Raw genomic sequence first — 14,418 nt, 5'->3', positions numbered from 1 at the left:
GCTGTCACCGATTTCCCGCAAGGGGACCAAGGTCCTGTCCCGATCCCGACGGCGATGAGGTGCGTCACAAGCCGCTGCCGGTTTTCCCAGTTGTCTGCGCCTTTCGGGTGAGTTCGGCTCCACGTCCGCCCCGCGATCGGGCGGACCGGACACACTTCGGAACCGTTGTCGTCCGCACGAGCAGTCAGGAGCCGGCTGACGTGGCCAACGATCCCGAGGTCGCCACCGATCGCGCGCAGGCGCTGGAGGAGCTGCGCTCCTACGCCGCCGTGCTGCTCGACGTGGTCCGCGAGCACCCCGAGCCGAGCCTGGAGCGCGACGAGGCGCAGTGGCGGATGGAGGAGCTCGTCGAGGAGCTGGACCGGACCCCGCCGAGCGCGCCCCGGGTGAAGTCCCGCTGGCTGCGGTTGGCCCCGGTCCTCGGCGAGGTCCGCCCGGACGTGCCGATCCAGCGGCTCGACGAGCTGATCAACGCGGCGGTCTGACGACCCCGGCGGGGCTCAGGGGGCGCAGGCGTCCAGCGCCTCCCGCACGTCGGTGGCCACGATCAGCGCCTCCAGCGAGTGCCTGCTGGCGAAGCCGGTCCCGGCCAGCTCCTCCAGCCAGTTGAGCAGCCCCTCGTAGTGCCCCTCGGGGTCGAGCAGCACGACCGGCTTGGCGTGCATCCCGATGTAGCGCGAGGTCCACACCTCGAACAGCTCCTCGCAGGTGCCGATGCCGCCGGGCAGCGCGAGGAACGCCGAGGCGTGCGCGTCCATCAGGCCCTTGCGCTCGCGCATGGTCTCGACGACGAGCAGCTCGTCGGCCTCGGTGTCGGCGACCTCGTGCTCCACCAGGGCGCGCGGGATGACGCCCACGGTGCGCCCGCCGCCGCGGCGGGCGGCGCGCGCCACCTCGCCCATCATCGAGACCCGGCCGCCGCCGGAGACCAGCGTCCAGCCGCGCTCGGCGATCCCGCGCCCGACCTCGGCGGCCAGGTCGAGGTGCTGCTGCGGCACCGGGCGGGACGCGCAGTACACGCAGACCGCGACGTCGGCGATGGTCGGTTCGGGGCTCAATGCGTCGCCTCCCACGCCTCGTAGGCCTCCCGGACGATGCTCACCGCGTCGTCCACGTCGTCGGTGAGGTGCAGCAGCGCGAGGTCCTTGTCGCCGATCTTGCCCTCGGCGTGCATGGTGTCGCGGACCCAGTCGTAGAGGCCCCGCCAGTAGGAGCTGCCGAACAGCACGATCGGGAACTTGGTGACCTTCTTGGTCTGCACCAGGGTGAGCGACTCGAACAGCTCGTCCATCGTGCCGAAACCGCCGGGCAGCGCGATGAACGCCTGCGCGTACTTGATGAACATCGTCTTGCGGACGAAGAAGTAGCGGAAGTTCACGCCGAGCTCGACCCACGGGTTCAGGCCCTGCTCGAAGGGCAGCTCGATGCCCAGCCCGACGGACAGCCCGCCCGCCTCGGAGGCACCCCGGTTGGCGGCCTCCATCGTGCCCGGCCCGCCACCGGTGATCACCGCGCAGCCGGCCTCGGCGAGCGCGGCCCCGAGCTCGACGCCCATCGCGTACTCGGGGTGGTCCTGCGGGGTCCGCGCGGAGCCGAACACGGTGACCGCCTTGGGGACCTCGGCGAGCGCCCCGAAGCCCTCGACGAACTCCGCCTGGATGCGCAGCACCCGCCACGGGTCGGTGTGCACCCAGTCGGTCGGGCCGCGCGAATCCAGCAGTCGCTGGTCGGTGGTGCTCGACTCCCGCGAGCCGGACCTGCGCAGCACGACCGGACCGCGCTGCTCCTCGTGCGAGGGCGGCTCCTCGCCCCCCGTCCTCGGCTGGCCTTCGACTGTCATGCGCCCGAGCGTACGCAGCCACCGTCCGCGCCCGATCGGCGACCACCCGTCGCTCCTCGGCGGAAAACCCCAGTTCACGCCCGGTTCACGACGCGTCCCACCGCCGTCGCCGACCCACCGCCCGAGCCCGCACCGGCACCTCCCGCCCACCCCCACTTCACCCGGAAGGGTGGTGAGTGTGGGGCGCTTTCATCCGAGCAGCCGGATCACCTGGCCGAAGATCACCCGTTCGAGCGGTCAGGACAGGAAGCGGTGGAGGACCTCGGCGCAGCGGCGGATGTCGGCGGCCCGCACGTTCTCCTGCTGGGTGTGCGCCAACGCGGGATCGCCGGGGCCGAAGTTCACCGCGGCCATCCCCCGGGCGGCGAACCGGGCCACGTCGGTCCACCCGAGCTTGGCCACCGGCTCGGCACCGGACGCGGCCACCAGCTCGGCGGCGGCCGGTGCGGTCAGGCCGGGCAGCGCGCCCGCCGACCGATCCACGGCGACCACCTCGAACCCGTCGAAGACCTCCCGCACGTGGGCCTCGGCCTCGGCCAGCGACCGGTCCGGGGCGAACCGGTGGTTCACGGTGACCACGCAGGAGTCCGGGACGACGTTGCCGGCCACTCCCCCGGAGATCCGCACCGCCTGCAGGCCCTCGTGGTACTGGAGGCCGTCGATGACCGGCTGCCGGGGGCGGTAGTCGGCGAGCCGCCGCAGCACCGGCTCGGCCGCGTGGATCGCGTTGTCGCCCATCCACGCCCGCGCGGTGTGCGCCCGGACGCCGGTGGTGCGCACCTCGACCCGGAGGGTGCCCTGGCACCCGGCTTCGACGGCCGCGTTCGACGGCTCGCCCACCACGGCCAGGTCTCCGTCCAGCCACTCCGGGATCTCCCGCTCGATCCGGGTGAGCCCGTTGCGCTCGGCCTCGACCTCCTCGCAGTCGTAGAACACGAAGGTCAGGTCGTGGCGCGGGTCGGTGAGCGCGGCGGCGGTCGAGAGGAGCACCGCGTCGCCGCCCTTCATGTCGACGGTGCCGCAGCCGTGCAGCACCTCGTCGACGCCGGACCCGGTGCGCCGCAGCGGGAGGTTGTCGTTGACCGGCACCGTGTCCAGGTGCCCGGCCAGCACCACCCGGGACTCCCGGCCCAGCGCCGTGCGGGCCAGCACCGCGTCACCGTTGCGCAGCACCTCCAGGTGCGGGGCCTGGGCGCGCAGCGCGGCTTCCACCGCGTCGGCCAGCGCCCGCTCGGCACCGGAAACGCTGGGGAGGTCCACCAGCGCGGCGGTGAGCTCGACGGGATCGGCGGTGAGGTCCAGCGGTGCGGTCACGGGGGCACAGGTTACTCGCGCGCGGTGCCGGGAACCGGAAGCGGCACGGCGACGTCCCAGCGGTGCTCGCGAGATCGGACCAGGGAGGTGGCCACGGCGATGGGATTCACGGCGGACCCCGAGGCGCTGCGGAAATCGGGGAAGAACGCGACGTCGGCGGGTGAGGTGGCCGGCGGCGTCCGGCTGGCACCGCCGACCGGGGAGATCGCCGGGGCCATGCCCGGCGGCGAGGCGGCGCCCGCCGCGGAACGGCTCGCGCAGGACTGGGCGAAGGAGCTGGCGGACTGGGCGCGCGACGCCCGCGCGCACGGGGAATCCCTGCGCGGCAGCGCCGACGAGTACGAATCCGGGGACGAGAGCAGCGCGGCCGGGATCGGCGCCGCCGGTGCCGGACTGGGCGAGGGGGTCTGATCCATGGTCTCGCTCAGCGAGGTGCGCCGGTGGCAGCCGGGCGCGCTCGACCAGGTCCACCGGACCCTCGGCACCCGGCAGCAGGAGCTCGTCGGGCTCGATGCGGAGCTGGCGGGGGCGCGCAACCCGGACGGCTGGTCCGGCGAGGCCGCGACCGCCTCGGCGGAGCGGCACCGCGCGCTGGTCGACGGGATGCGCCGGATCGTCGCCGAGATCACCGAGGTGCGCGGCGCCGTCGCCCGCGCCTCCGACGAGGTGGAGGCGATCAAGCGCAAGCTCGCCGAGGCCGACGAGCTGGCCGGGGGCAGCGGGTTCGCGATCACCGAGGACGGCGGGGTCAAGGACGTCGCACCGCCGGAGAACGTGCCCGCCGACGAGCTGGAGTCGGTCAAGGCCGAGCGCCGCCAGACCCGGGACCGGATCTCGCAGCTCGTCGGCGAGGTGCTCGACGACGCCGAGGACACCGACGCGGCGCTGGCCGAGGCGCTGGTGGCGGCCGAGCAGGACAAGAGCGACCCCGGCGAGGGCAGCACGCTCGCCTCGGCGGCCGCCGCCGAGGTGCAGCGCCCCGAGGACGGCGGCCCGAAGGAGAACGCCGAGTGGTGGCGCTCGCTGTCCGACGCCCAGCGCGCCGCGCTGCTCGCCGACCCGCCCGCCTGGCTGGGCGGCATGGACGGCATCCCGGCGGAGGTCCGCGACACCGCCAACCGCGCCCGCATCGACGACGAGCGGACCGCGCTGGAGGAGGAGAAGGCGGAGCTGGAACGCGGCGGCATCACCGGCGACGAGCAGGACGCGATCGACGGGATCGACGCCAAGCTGGACTCGATCGACGCCGTCGAGGAGACCATCGCGCGCCAGGACCCGCCGCGCCAGCTCCTGGTGCTCGACACCGGCGGCGAGCGGGTCAAGGCCGCGGTCGCCGTGGGCGACGTGGACACCGCCGAGCACGTCTCGGTGTTCACCCCCGGCTTCACCACCACCGTCGACGGCACCCTCAAGGGCATGGACGCCGAGATGGCCGCGCTGGTCGCCGAGTCCGAGGAGGAGCTGTCGCGCTCCGGCGGGAAGGGCGAGGTCGCGGCGGTGAGCTGGATCGGCTACGAGGCCCCGCAGCGCGACATGTCCATGCTGGACCCCGACGAGTCGGTCGCCTCGGCCGATCCGGCGAAGGAGGGCGGGGCCGCGCTGAACAGCTTCTACCAGGGCATCAACGCCTCCCGGGAGGACGATCCGCACCTCACCGCGATCGGCCACTCCTACGGCTCCACCACCACCGGGTACGCCTTGCAGGGCGGCGGGCACGGGGTGGACGACGTGGTCCTGTACGGCTCGCCCGGCATGGGGACCGAGGACGTGTCCGACCTCGGCGTGCCGGAGGGCAACGCCTACCTGCTGGAGGCCAAGAACGATCCGGTCGCGGACTTCTCCCGGTTCGGCGGTGATCCCTCGCACATGGACGGGTTCACCCAGCTCACGACCGAGAAGTCCGAGCACGGGTCGGCCGTCACCGGGCACAGCGACTACCTGGACGGCGACACCACCAGCCAGCACAACATCGCCACCGTGGTCGCCGGCGTGCCCGAGCAGGCCGTCACGGGCGATTCCGACGGCGCGGGCGATGTGATCTCCTGGCTGCCGCACCAGGGCCAGCAGGCCGCCGACGCCATCCAGGAGTTCTTCTCATGAGCCGACCGTCCGACGGGAGCACCGTGGAAGACCCGCGAGCCGCGCTGCGGCAGCGTCCGACCATGTCCGAGATCACCGGCCGCTACGAGCGGATGCAGCAGGAGGTGCGGGACCGGTTGGCCGCCGAGCTCGGCCTCGGCGACTGGGGCAGCGAGGGCGCGCCGGTGCGCTCCGCGTGCGTGCGGCACCCGGAGGTCGCCGACGCCGAGCAGCGCAACCTGGTGCGCTGGAGCCGCCCCGGCATCCCCGACGAGCAGTGGCCCGAGGCGGTGCGGATCGCCGGGACGGTCGCCGCCGAGCACGGCTTCTCCGAGCTGGAGGTGATCACCGACCGGGCGGGCGACCACAAGGTCGCGATCCGGGACGGCTTCGGCGGGCGGCTGCACTTCGGGACCGCTGCGCGCACCGTGCTGGCCGTGCGCACCGGCTGTCACCTGGTGGTGGAGCCGTGAGCGGGGCGCGGATCACCTCGCTGGTCTTCGCCGTCCTCGGCACCTTGCTCGCGGTGCCGCTGCTGGCGTTCCTGGCCTTCGTCGGGATCTGGTCCTTCGCCGTGCCCTGCACGCCCGGCGGCGACGGCACCTGCGGGCCGATGGGCCTGGCCACGGCGGTGTCCTGCGCGCTGGTGCTGATCGGCGCGGTGGCGCTGTGGTTCCCGGTGGCCCGGTCGCGCGGGGTCGGCCGCGCGGTGCTGGTCGGGGTGCTCGGCGCGGTGGTGGCGCCGCTGCTGGCGCTGGCCGTATTCCAGATCACCACCTCCGCCGTGGGCTGACCCTCGGCTGCGGGCGGGCGGCGCGCCCGATTACCGTTTGCGGTATGAGCAGCACGCAGATCCCCGACCCGCAGGCCACGGGCGCCCACGGCGTGGGCCTGGCCACCGTGACCGACGACGGCACCGTCCTGGACACCTGGTTCCCGATCGTGAAGCTCGGCGACGCCGGGACCGGGGCGGGCTCGGTGCGGCTGACCGCCGAGGAGGCGGCCGAATCCCTCGGGGCGGCCGGTGCGGCTCTGCTCGGCCGGGACGACGCCCGGGAGGTGGAGGTCGTCGCGGTCCGCACCGGGATCGGCCGGCTCTCCGACGCGCCCGCCGACGCCCACGACGTGTACCTCCGGCTGCACCTGCTGTCGCACCGCCTGGTGCGCCCGCACGGCCAGAACCTCGACGGGATCTTCGGCCTGCTGTCCAACGTGGTGTGGACCAACCACGGTCCGTGCCCGGTGGAGGGCTTCGAGGCGACCCGGCTGCGGCTGCGGTCGCGCGGCGCGGTCACCGTCTACAGCGTGGACAAGTTCCCCAGGATGATCGACTACGTGGTGCCCTCCGGGGTCCGCATCGGCGACGCCGACCGGGTCCGGCTGGGCGCGCACCTGGCCGCGGGCACCACGGTCATGCACGAGGGCTTCGTGAACTTCAACGCGGGCACCCTCGGCGCCTCCATGGTGGAGGGCCGGATCTCCGCCGGGGTCGTGGTCGGCGACGGTTCCGACGTCGGCGGTGGCGCCTCGATCATGGGCACCCTCTCGGGCGGCGGCAAGGAGGTCATCTCCGTCGGCGAGCGGTGCCTGATCGGCGCCAACGGCGGCGCGGGCATCTCGCTCGGCGACGACTGCGTGGTGGAGGCCGGGCTCTACGTCACGGCGGGCACCAAGGTCACGCTGCCGGACGGCACCATCACCAAGGCCCGCGAGGTCTCCGGTTCGAACGGCGTGCTGTTCCGGCGCAGCTCCACCACCGGCGCCGTCGAGGTCACCCCGCGCACCGGCGACAAGGTCGAGCTCAACGCCGCCCTCCACGCCAACTGACCCGTCGTCCTCGGTGAGGGGCTCCTCGACTCGGCACAGCCGCGTCGGGGAGCCCCTCGCTTGTCTTCCCGAACGGGTGAGGCGCGGCGACGACTGGGCCGAACGGTGGTTCGGTGCCCGTTCCGCCGCGCCGGGGCCGGCGCGCGGGGAGACTCGGGGGAGACTCGGCCGGCTCCGGGCCGGCGGGAGCACAACCGAAAAGAGGTGGCGGTGATGGAGACGTGCCCGAAGTGCGGACGCCTCAAGGACTCCGAGGGCTGCGGGTACTGCTGGGGGCTCGCCGCCGGGATGGCGTACCACCAGGCCCAGTACGAGCGCGAGCACGGGATCGAACGCGGCAGGACGCGGAGCGGCGCGGGCTGCTCCCTCGTCCTCCTCGCCGCCACGGCGCTGCCGGTGCTCGGCGTGGCGGCCGAGCTGCTCACGACCTGAGGCGCCGGCCGGAACGTCCCGAGCCCGGTCGGGAACCGGCGCCGGGCCGCGGGCGTCCGAGTGCCGACCGAGGCTGAGGGGGCGAGCGTGGCGCGACCAGGACGACGGCGGAAGATCGCCGGGCACGGGAGGCCGCGGACCTCGCCCGAACAGCGGCGGCCCTGGTTCCGCCGGATGCTCGTCGGCGCCGGGTCGGTGCTGGCGGCTGCCGGTGCCGTGGCCGGGATCCTGTCGCTGCACGAAGCCCGGCGGGCCAACGACGTGGTGCTGGGCTCCGACCTGCGGGTGGCCGAGCACCGGGTCACCACCAAGTCCGACGTCCGGCAGGTGTGGGAACACGTCGAGGAAGGTGCCGAGGTGCTGCGGGCCGACACCGCCGCGATCGACCTCGTGCTGACCAACCGGGGTGACCAGCCCGCGCTGGTCACCGAGATCGAGGTCGTGGTCCGGCACGTCGACGAACTGCGGGTGTGCCAGGGCGCCGGGGCCGTGGGCATCACCACCGAGTACGACATCCGGATCCCGGACGACCTCGCCGCCCGGTCGGTCCGCCACCCGGTGCTCTACTCGCTGGACGGCAAGTCCACCGAGCGGGTCCTGCTGTCCGTCGGCCCGGAAGGGCGGTCGACACCGACCGCGTGGCCGACGATCCACACCGTCGACGTGCTGCTCAAGCAGGACTCCGGCGCGGTGCTGACCGTGCCCGACCTCGTCCTGGTGCAGCCCTGGCAGGGCGAGGCCGCGCTCGCCGAGGTCGTGTCGGGCACCCTCACGCAGGGGCACTGGAACCGGCAGTGCCTGGCCGAGAACGTGCGCACCATCGAACAGGCGGTCCAGCGGTCGGGGACGCGCTCGCCGGAGCTGATCGACCTCTACGACCGGTTGCGGGCGGCGGGCGCCGCCGGTCCGGTCGACGGCATCTGGGTCGCGGCGCTCGACTCCGGGCCGGCCCCGGAGAGCGCCGTGCAGGACCTGCGGAGCCGGCTCAACGCCCAGGTCGCCCTCCACCCGGACGGCTTCGCCTACCATCCGGGGCCGTTCTCCGGGCCCGAGGAGGCCGATCGGTGGTGCCACCGGCACGGGCTCGCGTCCGACGACCTCTGCCGACCGCGCTACCTGACGCCCACCGCCGGCGGGTGAACCCCGGGGCGAACCGCGCGGTCAGCCCGCGAGGCGTTTGGCCGCTGCCGCGATCCGCTCGTCCGAGGCGGTCAGCGCGATCCGCACGTGCCGGGCGCCCGCCGGGCCGTAGAAGGTGCCCGGGGCGGCGAGGATGCCGCGCTCGGCGAGCAGGCGCAGCGTCTCCCACGCGTCCTCCCCCCGGGTGGACCACAGGTAGAGCCCGCCCTGGGAGTGCTCCACGGTGAACCCGGCGTTCTCCAGCGCGGGCCGCAGCACCGCGCGCCGCCCGGCGTAGAGCTCCTTCTGCACGCGCACGTGCACGTCGTCGGCGAGGGCGGCGGTGACCGCCTCCTGCACCGGGCGCGGCACGATCATGCCCGCGTGCTTGCGCAGCTCCAGCAGGCGGCGCACCAGCTCGGGATCACCGGTGATGAACCCCGCGCGGTACCCGGCGAGGTTCGACGTCTTCGACAGCGAGTGCACCGCGAGCAGACCGGCGCGGTCGGTGGTGACCGACGGGTGCAGCACCGACACCGGCTCGGCGTCCCAGCCCAGCGACAGGTAGCACTCGTCGGAGGCCACCGCGGCGCCGACCGCGCGGGCCTGCCGGACCGACTCGGCGAGCTGCTCGGCGTCGAGCACCCGGCCCGTCGGGTTGGACGGGGAGTTCAGCCACACCAGCGCGGTGCCCGCCGGGGGCGCCTCGCCGGGAGCGAGCCGGACCACCTCGGCCCCGGCCAGGGTCGCCCCGACCTCGTAGGTCGGGTAGGCCAGCTCCGGGATGGCGACCACGTCACCGGGGCGCACGCCCAGCAGCGTCGGCAGCCAGGCGACCAGCTCCTTGGACCCGATCGTCGGCAGCACCGCCTCGGCAGGCACGTCCGGCACGCCGAAGCGGCGGTCCAGCGCGGCGACGGCGGCCTCGCGCAGCTCCGGGGTGCCGTGGGTGGCCGGATAGCCCGGCCGGTCGGCCGCGGCCGACAGCGCCGCCTGCAGGTTCGCGGGCACCGGGTCGACCGGGGTGCCCACGGACAGGTCGACGATGCCGTCCGGGTGCTCCCCGGCCGTCGCCTTGAGCCCGGCCAGCGAGTCCCACGGGAAGTCCGGCAGCCGCGGCCCGGGCGCGTCGGCGCCCGGGCTCCCGCCGGGGCTCATTCGCCCTGCGGCGGGAGGCTGGTGACGGGCTCGACGTCCTTGTTGATCTTGCCCACCTTCGCCGCACCGCCGGGCGAGCCGAGGTCGTCGAAGAAGTCCACGTTCGCCTTGGTGTAGGGCTCCCACTCCCCCGGGACGTCGTCCTCGTAGTAGATGGCCTCCACCGGGCAGACCGGCTCGCAGGCACCGCAGTCGACGCACTCATCCGGGTGGATGTAGAGCATCCGGCCACCCTCGTAGATGCAGTCGACAGGGCATTCTTCGATGCATGCCTTGTCGAGCACGTCGACGCAGGGCTCGGCGATCACGTAGGTCACGGTTGCTCTCCCGCTCGAAGCGTTTGTCCTGCGCCGGGAATTTCCCGGCGCGACTCCTCACAGTATCCCTCTTCGCGCCGCGCAGCCGTAACCGGTCCCACAGCCCGAGAGCCTTGTTGACAACCGCGCCCTGCGGTAACTACCGCTGAGTACGCAACCAGCGCACCCCTTGCCGGGCGATCCGGCGCAGCGCCGAGCGTTCGCCCAGGTAACCGCCGACCACGCCGATCACCGGCACCGAGCCGATCAGCTCGTGGTAGAAGCGGCCCTGCGGGCGCTTGTCCAGCTCGGAATCGATCTCCCACAGCGCCCGCGCCATCCGCCACACCGTGCGCGCCACCGCCTTGGGCGTGGCCCGGCCGTGCTCCCGTTCGGCGGCGTCGAGGTCCTCGGTGAGCTCGGCGGCGCGCTCGTCGTCGGCCTCCGGGTCGGGGCCCGCCGCGACCTCCGGCGACAGGTCGCGCTCCAGCAGCACCGCGGCCAGCAACCGCACCCGCACCACCGGGTCGGTCACCCCCAGCTCCCCCGCGATGGCGCACAGCACCAGGCCCTGCCCGGTGATGCCCAGCGCGTTGCGGATCGGCAGCCGCGAGGTGATCACGCCGCCGAACCGCGGCAGCCCGGCGATCAGGGCGAGCACCCGGCCGACCCGCTGCGCCCACCAGTCGCAGCGCTGCTCCACGCTCATCGCGTCCCACGCGGTGCTGCCCGGGAGCTGCATGGCGTCCAGCTTCCGCAGCGCCCCGCGCAGCGCACCGACCTCCGATTCCGGCACGTCGGCGTCGTCGAACCGGCCGCGCAGCCGCAGCGGATCGCCCTCCCGCAACGCGACGAGCAGCGGGCCGGTCGCCCGCACGAACGGCCGGAGCACCCCGGCGATCCGCTCGTCGGTCAGCACCTCGGCCACGCCGTCACCCCCGCGCCCGCCGGGCCAGCACGATGCCCAGCATCATCGCTCCGGGCAGGGCCCCGCCGACGATCAGCAGCAGGGTCCGCCAGTCGTTGCCGGGCAGCACGATGTCGCCGCCGGGCCCGAACATGCCGACCGCGAACACGGTGGCGAACCACACCAGCAGCGGAGCCGAGGCCACCCCGCGGTGCGGCGCGAGCCGCCCCGCCTCGGCGACCAGCAGCGGCGTCGTCACCGCCGCCACCGCCGCGGTGATCGGGAACTGCACCGGGCCCAGGTACGACGGCAGGAACAGCAGCTCGATCAGCGCCAGCAGGAAGGCGTCGAGCAGCAGGAACCCGAGCACGAGGCGGTCCGCAGCCCTCAACGGGCGGCCACCGGTTCGGTGCCGAACACCCCGAGCCCGCCGAACAGGTCGGACTCGCAGCCCGCCGGATCACCGGCGGCCAGCACGTAGTGCTCGGTGCCGACGAGCGGTTGCGCGACGCCGTTGGACAGCGCGTAGGCGGCCAGCCCGGCGCCGTTGTCCCAGCGGTCCAGCCAGGTCTTGACCTGGGTGCCGTGCGCGCGCAGCGCGCTGATCTTGGCGGGCAGGTGCTCGGTGATGTCGATCACGGTGCTGATCGCGGTGTCGTCGACGTGGGCCAGCTCGTCGACCTCCGGCAGCGCGAACGGCTGGCCCCCGTCCTCGGCGAGCTCGGCCAGCCCGGCGCGCAGCGTCTCCCGGGACGGCACCGCGTGGAACACCCGCTGCACGTCCGGGACGGTCGCGGTCGCCGCCGCGGTGATCTCGTGGGCGCGGACGTGATCGGGGTGGCCGTAGCCGCCGTCGGCCGCGTAGGTCACCACGACCTGCGGCTTCACCTCGTGCAGGACCGCCTCCAGCGCCTCGGCCTGGGCCGCCCGGTCGCCGGTGGCGAAGGCCCGCGGGTGCGCCTCCGGCAGCGCGCCGGCCCGCCCGGGCTCCTCCCAGAGCATCCCGGAGTCCCGCCAGCGCCCGATGCCGCCGAGGAACCGGTGGTCGGCCACCCGCAGCGCGGCGCAGGCCGAGCGCAGCTCGCCGACCCGGTAGCCGCCGAGCTGATCGGCCTGGTCGGAGGCGAGACCGCGCAGGCTCTCCGGGATCACCTCGCCCTCCTCGCCGAGGGTGCAGGTCACCACGACCACCTGCACGCCGCGCGCGGCGTAGCGGGCGATCGTGCCACCGGTCCAGAGCGTTTCGTCGTCGGGGTGCGCGTGTACCAGCAGCAACCGCGGTGGGGCCGTCAGCGTCACCAGACCAGCGTAATCGCCACCTCGGCCCTCCCGGCGGACGGTAGCCGCGATGCCCCGAATGCCCGAAACGACCGCACCGCCACCCGCACCACCCACCCAGACCGAACAGCCCACCCGGAAGCGCGATGAGCGTGTCCGAACAACTGGGCAAGGGTGGCCCTCACCTCGACGACGCCGGTCCGATCTCACCCGGAAGCGTGGTGAGTGAGGGGCACCCATGTCCAAGTAACTGGGGCAAGGGTGCCCCTCACCTGGCGGGCGTCACCCTGATGGGTCGGCGGAGCGGTTCCGGTGGTGCCTGCTCAGTAGCCGTAGGAGTCGGCGGGGGTGCCGACCCACTGGCCCGCGCTGGAGAACGGCCCGGCGAACCCGTGGCCGGGCGAGACGCCCTGCACGTCGCTGCTCACGGCCAGCACCTGCGCCTGCTGGTACAGCGGCAGCGCGATGGCCTCGCGCCAGATCCGGGCCTCGACGTCGGCGGCGGCCTCCGGGTACGGGACGGCCCCGGCGAGGGCGGCGTCGATGGTGGGCTGGAGCAGCGGATCGCAGTAGCCCGCGGCGTTGTACGGGAACGGCTGCTCGCCCTCCTCGACCACGGCGGGGCAGCCGTAGTTGGCCGCCATCATCGCGGCCGGGTCCCCGCCCGCGGCCCGCGGGGCGACGACCATGTCGACGGTCCCGGAGGCGCCGCTGTCCGAGGAGAGCGGGTTGGCGGCGAGCATCTCGCCGAAGAGCTGGTCGCCGGTGGGCGTGATGACGGTGGCCTGGATGTTCTGGGCGCGCAGCTGCCGGGCCGCCTCCTCGGCGATCCGGACGTAGTTGTCGTTCTCGAACGGCGCGGCGATGACCAGGTTCAGCGGTCGGCCGTCGCGCACCCAGGCCCCGGCGGAGAACTCGTACCCGGCCTCGCCGAGCAGCCGCTCCACCTGCGCCGGGTCGGGTCCCGGCGGGCTCGGGGGTTCGGTTGGCGCGTAACCGGGTTCGGAGGGGGCGAGCACCTGGGCGTGCGCCGGGAACTGCTGCGCCGGGCCGCCGCCGGTGCCGACGGCGATGAGCTGCTGCCGGTCGAGCGCGGCCAGCACCGCCTCGCGCACCCCTACTTGGTCGAGGTCGCGGCTGTCCGGGCGCAGCAGCAGTTGGGTGGTGGCGGGCCGGGGCAGGGTGGTCACCCGCACCTCGTCGCCGAGTTCGCGCAGCGACTGGTGGGTGGCGGCGTCGGCGTCGATGACCGCGAGGTGGGTGTCGCCGGAGCGCAGCGCGTCGACCTGCCGGGTCTCGTCGGCGGCCCGGAGCACCACCCGGTCCGACGCGGCCGGGGCGCCCCAGTAGCGGTCGTTGCGCTCCAGGATGATCTCGCCGCGGTCCAGGTCGACCTGCCGGATGGCGAACGGCCCGCCGGAGGCGGGGTAGCCGTCGTCGAGCGCGGTGGCCCAGCCGCTCGGGTCGTCGCGCAGCAGGTGCGCGGGCAGCAGGTTGGTGAACAGCGTCCGCCAGCCGTCGAAGGGTTCGCTGAAGGTCACCTCGACGGTCTTGCCGCCCTGGCCGGAGCTGACCTCCTCGATGAGCTGGTAGCCGGCCGGGTCGGAGACGCCGGGCTGGGAGCGCAGCTGCTCCCACAGGTAGACGAAGTCCTCCGCGGCGATCGGGGCCCCGTCGGACCAGCTCGCCTCGCGCCGGATCTGGTAGCGCACGGTGAACTTCTCGGTGTCCGGCAGCACCTCCGCGGACTCCATCAGCGTGGTGTCGAGCTGCAGCGTGCCGTCCTCGGCGGGCCGGAACACCGAGGGCAGCATGAGGTTGGCCAGCGCCGAGCTCGTCGGCGACAGGTCGGCGAGGGTGTGCGGGTTGAACCCGCCGTCGAGGTCGTCGACGCCGACGACGACCTCGGTGGGCATCGGCGGGATCGGTTGCGCGGAGCTGGAGCTGGGCGGCGGCGTGGGAGGTTCCTCGACCAGCGGCGGCGGGGGCGCGTTGGTGCAGGCCGCCGCCAGGACGGCGGTGGACATCAGCAACGGGACCGACGTGACTCGACGGCGGCGTCGCTGGAGCACGCCGGACCTCCCCTCACCGTGGAACCCGCCCCCGGCGGGGCGCGGTAGGCCCTCCATCGTTGCGCCTACCGCTAGGAGCAGCGACACCGGGGGGCC

The 14,418-nt window shown here is 74.1% G+C and carries 17 protein-coding genes; 8 read left to right on the top strand and 9 right to left on the bottom strand.

The annotated features are described in order from the left end of the window. Positions 1-200 precede the first annotated feature (200 nt). Entirely contained in the window at positions 201-485 is a 285-nt protein-coding gene (locus ABD976_RS02425; protein WP_345356322.1) for a hypothetical protein, read from the top strand. Positions 486-500: 15 nt separating this feature from the next. Here the strand turns inward: ABD976_RS02425 and ABD976_RS02420 are convergent, their stop codons facing one another. From ABD976_RS02420 to dapE, 3 genes are all read right to left on the bottom strand, one after another. Beyond that, positions 501-1,058, bottom strand: coding sequence for an LOG family protein (locus ABD976_RS02420; RefSeq protein ID WP_345356319.1), 558 nt, complete (start codon positions 1,056-1,058; stop codon positions 501-503). Next, a complete protein-coding gene (locus ABD976_RS02415) occupies positions 1,055-1,840 on the bottom strand; it encodes an LOG family protein (RefSeq protein ID WP_345356316.1) in 786 nt (261 codons plus the stop codon). The genes ABD976_RS02420 and ABD976_RS02415 overlap by 4 nt, the downstream gene beginning before the upstream one ends. Positions 1,841-2,077: 237 nt before the next feature. Continuing rightward, positions 2,078-3,154, bottom strand: a complete 1,077-nt coding sequence (dapE, locus tag ABD976_RS02410) for a succinyl-diaminopimelate desuccinylase (RefSeq protein ID WP_345356313.1) — start codon at positions 3,152-3,154, stop codon at positions 2,078-2,080. 99 nt (positions 3,155-3,253) lie between these two features. Between dapE and ABD976_RS02405 the strand changes: the two genes are divergently transcribed. The 7 genes from ABD976_RS02405 to ABD976_RS02375 all read left to right on the top strand — a co-directional run bounded on the left by ABD976_RS02405 (position 3,254) and on the right by ABD976_RS02375 (position 8,632). Continuing rightward, the gene (locus tag ABD976_RS02405; protein ID WP_345356310.1) at positions 3,254-3,565 is read left to right on the top strand and encodes a hypothetical protein; all 312 of its coding nucleotides are present in this window, start codon (positions 3,254-3,256) and stop codon (positions 3,563-3,565) included. A gap of 3 nt (positions 3,566-3,568) precedes the next feature. Continuing rightward, on the top strand, positions 3,569-5,254 hold the full coding sequence (locus ABD976_RS02400; RefSeq protein ID WP_345356308.1) for an alpha/beta hydrolase: 1,686 nt from the start codon (positions 3,569-3,571) through the stop codon (positions 5,252-5,254). Beyond that, the gene (locus ABD976_RS02395; RefSeq protein WP_345356305.1) at positions 5,251-5,706 is read left to right on the top strand and encodes an LppA family lipoprotein; all 456 of its coding nucleotides are present in this window, start codon (positions 5,251-5,253) and stop codon (positions 5,704-5,706) included. The genes ABD976_RS02400 and ABD976_RS02395 overlap by 4 nt, the downstream gene beginning before the upstream one ends. Further along, a complete protein-coding gene (locus tag ABD976_RS02390) occupies positions 5,703-6,026 on the top strand; it encodes a hypothetical protein (protein ID WP_345356303.1) in 324 nt (107 codons plus the stop codon). Before ABD976_RS02395 ends, ABD976_RS02390 begins: the two co-directional genes overlap by 4 nt. A 44-nt stretch (positions 6,027-6,070) precedes the next feature. After that, positions 6,071-7,060 carry a 2,3,4,5-tetrahydropyridine-2,6-dicarboxylate N-succinyltransferase gene (gene dapD, locus ABD976_RS02385; RefSeq protein ID WP_345356300.1) on the top strand — a complete coding sequence of 330 codons (990 nt, stop codon included), beginning with the start codon at positions 6,071-6,073 and terminating at the stop codon, positions 7,058-7,060. Between the two features lie 213 nt (positions 7,061-7,273). Then, positions 7,274-7,492: a hypothetical protein gene (locus tag ABD976_RS02380; protein ID WP_345356298.1), complete on the top strand. Its 219-nt coding sequence runs from the start codon at positions 7,274-7,276 to the stop codon at positions 7,490-7,492. An 87-nt stretch (positions 7,493-7,579) separates the two neighbouring features. After that, positions 7,580-8,632: a hypothetical protein gene (locus tag ABD976_RS02375; protein ID WP_345356295.1), complete on the top strand. Its 1,053-nt coding sequence runs from the start codon at positions 7,580-7,582 to the stop codon at positions 8,630-8,632. Positions 8,633-8,653: 21 nt separating this feature from the next. On the opposite strand, the gene dapC is transcribed toward ABD976_RS02375, so the two are convergent. The 6 genes from dapC to ABD976_RS02345 all read right to left on the bottom strand — a co-directional run bounded on the left by dapC (position 8,654) and on the right by ABD976_RS02345 (position 14,322). Then, positions 8,654-9,769, bottom strand: coding sequence for a succinyldiaminopimelate transaminase (gene dapC / locus ABD976_RS02370; RefSeq protein WP_345356292.1), 1,116 nt, complete (start codon positions 9,767-9,769; stop codon positions 8,654-8,656). Then, complete coding sequence (fdxA, locus tag ABD976_RS02365; RefSeq protein WP_345356289.1) at positions 9,766-10,086, bottom strand: ferredoxin; 321 nt, start codon at positions 10,084-10,086, stop codon at positions 9,766-9,768. The genes dapC and fdxA overlap by 4 nt, the downstream gene beginning before the upstream one ends. A gap of 139 nt (positions 10,087-10,225) precedes the next feature. Beyond that, entirely contained in the window at positions 10,226-10,993 is a 768-nt protein-coding gene (locus ABD976_RS02360; RefSeq protein WP_345356286.1) for a hypothetical protein, read from the bottom strand. 4 nt (positions 10,994-10,997) lie between these two features. Next, complete coding sequence (locus ABD976_RS02355; protein ID WP_345356283.1) at positions 10,998-11,363, bottom strand: hypothetical protein; 366 nt, start codon at positions 11,361-11,363, stop codon at positions 10,998-11,000. Then, entirely contained in the window at positions 11,360-12,271 is a 912-nt protein-coding gene (gene mshB, locus ABD976_RS02350; RefSeq protein WP_345356280.1) for an N-acetyl-1-D-myo-inositol-2-amino-2-deoxy-alpha-D-glucopyranoside deacetylase, read from the bottom strand. Before mshB ends, ABD976_RS02355 begins: the two co-directional genes overlap by 4 nt. A 302-nt stretch (positions 12,272-12,573) precedes the next feature. Next, positions 12,574-14,322 (bottom strand): ABC transporter family substrate-binding protein, encoded by a 1,749-nt coding sequence (locus tag ABD976_RS02345; RefSeq protein ID WP_345356277.1) that lies wholly within the window; start codon positions 14,320-14,322, stop codon positions 12,574-12,576. Positions 14,323-14,418 lie beyond the last annotated feature (96 nt).

This window comes from Saccharopolyspora cebuensis, from assembly GCF_039542665.1.
Taxonomy (GTDB): domain Bacteria; phylum Actinomycetota; class Actinomycetes; order Mycobacteriales; family Pseudonocardiaceae; genus Saccharopolyspora; species Saccharopolyspora cebuensis.
This window is presented reverse-complemented; position numbering and strand designations above follow the sequence as displayed.